Raw genomic sequence first — 3,378 nt, forward strand, 5'->3', positions numbered from 1 at the left:
GCCATCATGGGCATCACCGAGGAAGGCGCCGAGATCATGGAGGAATACAAGGAATCTCCGGCGCTCGACGCCGGCCTTCTCGCGGCAGCGCAAGCGGTCGAACACTACGAGATTTCGCGCTATGGCACGCTTAGGACCTGGGCCGGCGAACTCGGCCTGAATGATGCGGTGACGCTTCTCGAAGCCACGCTGAAGGAGGAGAAGGCCACCGACGAAGCCCTGACGCAGATCGCGGTATCGGCTGTGAACGTTGCAGCCGAAGCGGCGTAACCCAAAACTCATGATCGGTGAGCCGCGCCAGGAACGAGCTAGCGCGGTTCCCGCATCATGCTGAGATAGGTCGGGTCGAACTCGGCTATTTCCTGCAGCCGGTGCCAGTCGAGAATGGTCACCGTGTGGTTCGCCCAGTTGACGACGCCGACCTTGCGCAAGGCGCCGATAACGCGGTTCATATGCACAACCGAGAGGCCAAGCACGTCGGCCAGTTCGGCCTGTGAAAGCGGCAGATGAAAGCTCATGCCGYTGGTGCGYTKSACCACCTGCARGCGCACGAARAGYTCRCAGACGAGATGRGCCAGATGCGAGGTCTTGGAGCGSCGKCCCATYGCCACGATCCAYTCGCGGTGAATGGCGCCATCAACCAGCGTGTCCAGCCACAACAGCCGGGTCAGATGCGGTGCCTCCTCGGTGATGGCACGCAGCCGGCTGTGATCGGCGAACATGACAYGRCAAGGCGASAGSGCAACGATGCCGTGRTCCATWGTCTTCAGCAGRAARGCGTGGAGRTCGACGAAGTCGCCAGGCACCTGCAATGAGGTGAACTGTCGGCCGCCATTCTCCAGCACCTTGTAGCGTGCCGCCAGGCCGTCGAGGATCAAAGTCGAGTAAGTCGGCCGCGATCCCGAGGCGACAATGTCCTGTCCGGTCGCAAAATGCCTTTCGAAGGTCATGGCACCGGCCAGCAACGCTTTCTCGCCGTCGGAGAGCGCGTCGTGTTGGCCAAGGTTCAGATAAAGGGATTCAAGCACCGCTATCTCCAGCGAAGGGGCTCAGAGCCGATCGCCAATTCGTTTGGCGCAAGCATGGGGCGGCTGCGGAAGCACTAGGTCTTCGGACGGGGCCAGGCATTAACATTTGTTAGAGTGCACTTATTCACCGGCAAACGCCACCTCAGGTGGAACAACAGTTCGGTCCGTGAATTGTCGGTTGAATCTCTCGCGCACGTCATCACCAGGAGGTCCAGCGCATCATGCCCAGATACTACCTCGACCTCTACAATGGTGATGGTCTGACGGTCGACGATGACGGGCAGGTGTTCGAAACGCGCGAACGCCTGCGGCGAGAGGCGATTCGCATACTGCCCGACATCGTCCGCGACGAGATGATCGAGAACGATCGCACGGTCATCACCGTGAAAGTGCGGGACGAGAGCGGGCGCCATGTCTTCGAAGCATCGCTGGTCGTCTCGTCGGGGTGGTGTGACTGAGAGCCTCGGCCCAAGGCTCGGACCGAAAGATTCCACTGGTCATCATTTGTAATCGTCACCGCCGCCGCACCGCTGCACCATGCGGAGACTGATTGAGGTGACAACGGTTCCGAAACCGACGTCCCAGCAGCGGAAGGACCGACATATGAATCGCGCGAAAGTCGATACGGAGCGCGACGAACGCGCCAAGCATGAGTCGCTGATCGTGACCGCCGCCGAGCGAGCGGCGCGAGAGGAAAAGACGGCCAGGCTGAGAGCTCTGCGCCTTGCCGCGCAGTCGGCGGACGAGCCGGCGTCGGCAGGCCCCAAGCCGCCACGGCGACGCGCACGTTCGACGTAATAATTGTCGCTCAACATACACAGCCCGCATCTGTGATTTCCTATAGCTCGTAAAAAAGCGAAAGCCCGGCTGGGTCGAGCCGGGCTTCCTGCGATGGCTGGTGTAGACTAGCCACCAGGATGGGAGGTCGCGTCAGGCGGCGTAACCGCCATAACCACGGGCAACTGCGTGCACACCCGCGGTCGGCTCGAGATCCGGCCACAGGATGCCGGAAGCCTGGGCAAATTCGACCAGCGCACGGCGCGCCTGCTCGATGGTCACATAACCCGGAACCGCGAGATCACATGCCTTCATCGCGTTGCGATAAAGCGGGCCGCGGCGGGAAGTCGTCCAATTGGTCAGGAAATCGTGCATTTCGGCCAGCGAGGCAATCTCGCGCTTGAAGCCAAGGCCGACGGTCAGTGCGACCGGTGAATGAAACAGCTTGTCGTGCATGAAACGGGCTCCTGATTTATCGCAGCGCCAGGAGAGATATCCGGGCTGGTCCACGAACGGGACGCGGTGAAACGCGCCGCGTGGCAGGAGGTTCCAGACCGTGCGCTTTTATATGAAGGCGGCGGTCATCCTTGGATCGCGATGCCCGCACAAGCGCTATGAGCGATCGGCGGATTGTCGTGTGAGGCTGGTCGGCATCCGCCAGGACCTTGCTTCACTCGCGACTGGAGCCTCGCGTGTCTCACGCTGCTTCGACAGGCGAAGAACTGCCGCAAGCCTGTTTCCCAGCGAGACGCCGGGCTTTTCAACAAAAAGGTGCGCGACCAGCGCCATGAGGAGCAGAAGCACCATCGCCATCACGATCACAAGCCAATACTGGGTGGCGTTGTCCAGGGCGAAGATCCGCACGGGCGCGATGGAAAATATCGCGACGAAGGCAAGCCCCTGCAAGAGAAAGATGCCATAGCTGATCTCGCCCAGTCGCACTGAACGGTTGGCAGTCAGAAGGCCAAAGAAATCGGCGCCCGAGACGATCAGGAAGAAGGCACCGGTGCACAGCAGCATCGGTCCCGGCGCGTAAGCAACCCTATAGGTGGCAAAAACATACACCAGCAGCGCCAGGGCGATGGCGGACAGGACGTGCCGGTGCACCTTCACCAGCAGCGCGTTTGCTTCAAGCGTCGCGCACAACATGCCCCCTGCGAAAAGTCCCAGATAGCTGTAGGCGCCGCTGCCTCCACTCATTGACATGACAATGGAAAAAGCCAGCAGAACGGCCGGCAATCCTATGCGGGTAACCGGGTGCCGGCTGAATATGGCTGCGATCGGCAGGCTGAAATAGAACAGCCATTCATAGGGCAAGGTCCAGGTTACGCAGGCCAAGACGCAGACGCGGGCACTCGAAAGCGGGATATAGCCAAAGACACCAAACAGCAGATTGAAAAATGCCCGCTCGTAGGTTGCGAAGGTCGAATAATCGATCCGGCCGTCAACGACCTCCAAGGCCATCGCCACGCCGACGGCCAAAATGTAGAGCGGCCCGATCCTGAAAGCCCGCTTGAGCAACAGGGTCGGAAAATCCACGGAGGCCTTTGCCGATAGCAGTTTCCCCCAAAAC

General features: G+C 60.5%; 6 protein-coding genes. 3 read left to right on the forward strand and 3 right to left on the reverse strand.

Annotation, left to right across the window (positions count from 1 at the left end; genetic code table 11):
* A partial coding sequence (locus ACXJ7R_RS28015; RefSeq protein WP_457154660.1) for a YciE/YciF ferroxidase family protein occupies positions 1–270 on the forward strand: 270 nt, incomplete at its 5' end.
* A gap of 38 nt (positions 271–308) precedes the next feature.
* On the opposite strand, the gene ACXJ7R_RS28020 is transcribed toward ACXJ7R_RS28015, so the two are convergent.
* The gene (locus ACXJ7R_RS28020; RefSeq protein ID WP_457154661.1) at positions 309–1,028 is read right to left on the reverse strand and encodes a Crp/Fnr family transcriptional regulator; all 720 of its coding nucleotides are present in this window, start codon (positions 1,026–1,028) and stop codon (positions 309–311) included.
* 221 nt (positions 1,029–1,249) lie between these two features.
* On the opposite strand from ACXJ7R_RS28020, the gene ACXJ7R_RS28025 reads away from it, so the two are divergent.
* Together ACXJ7R_RS28025 and ACXJ7R_RS28030 are read left to right on the forward strand one after the other, a co-directional pair.
* On the forward strand, positions 1,250–1,486 hold the full coding sequence (locus ACXJ7R_RS28025) for a DUF6894 family protein (RefSeq protein ID WP_095084645.1): 237 nt from the start codon (positions 1,250–1,252) through the stop codon (positions 1,484–1,486).
* Between the two features lie 145 nt (positions 1,487–1,631).
* Positions 1,632–1,826, forward strand: a complete 195-nt coding sequence (locus ACXJ7R_RS28030) for a hypothetical protein (RefSeq protein ID WP_457154662.1) — start codon at positions 1,632–1,634, stop codon at positions 1,824–1,826.
* A gap of 132 nt (positions 1,827–1,958) precedes the next feature.
* On the opposite strand, the gene ACXJ7R_RS28035 is transcribed toward ACXJ7R_RS28030, so the two are convergent.
* The gene (locus ACXJ7R_RS28035) at positions 1,959–2,261 is read right to left on the reverse strand and encodes a DUF982 domain-containing protein (protein WP_457154663.1); all 303 of its coding nucleotides are present in this window, start codon (positions 2,259–2,261) and stop codon (positions 1,959–1,961) included.
* Between the two features lie 156 nt (positions 2,262–2,417).
* Positions 2,418–3,378 (reverse strand): acyltransferase family protein (locus ACXJ7R_RS28040; RefSeq protein ID WP_457154664.1); only part of this gene is annotated, 961 nt, incomplete at its 5' end.

The sequence above is a fragment of the Mesorhizobium sp. P5_C1 genome, assembly GCF_054049815.1.

Excerpts from the sequence above, each read along its gene's own strand:
- ACXJ7R_RS28025 (WP_095084645.1), top strand. The coding sequence starts at position 1,250 with ATGCCCAGATACTACCTCGACCTCTACAATGGTGATGGTCTGACGGTC.
- ACXJ7R_RS28030 (WP_457154662.1), top strand. The coding sequence starts at position 1,632 with ATGAATCGCGCGAAAGTCGATACGGAGCGCGACGAACGCGCCAAGCAT.
- ACXJ7R_RS28035 (WP_457154663.1), bottom strand. The coding sequence starts at position 2,261 with ATGCACGACAAGCTGTTTCATTCACCGGTCGCACTGACCGTCGGCCTT.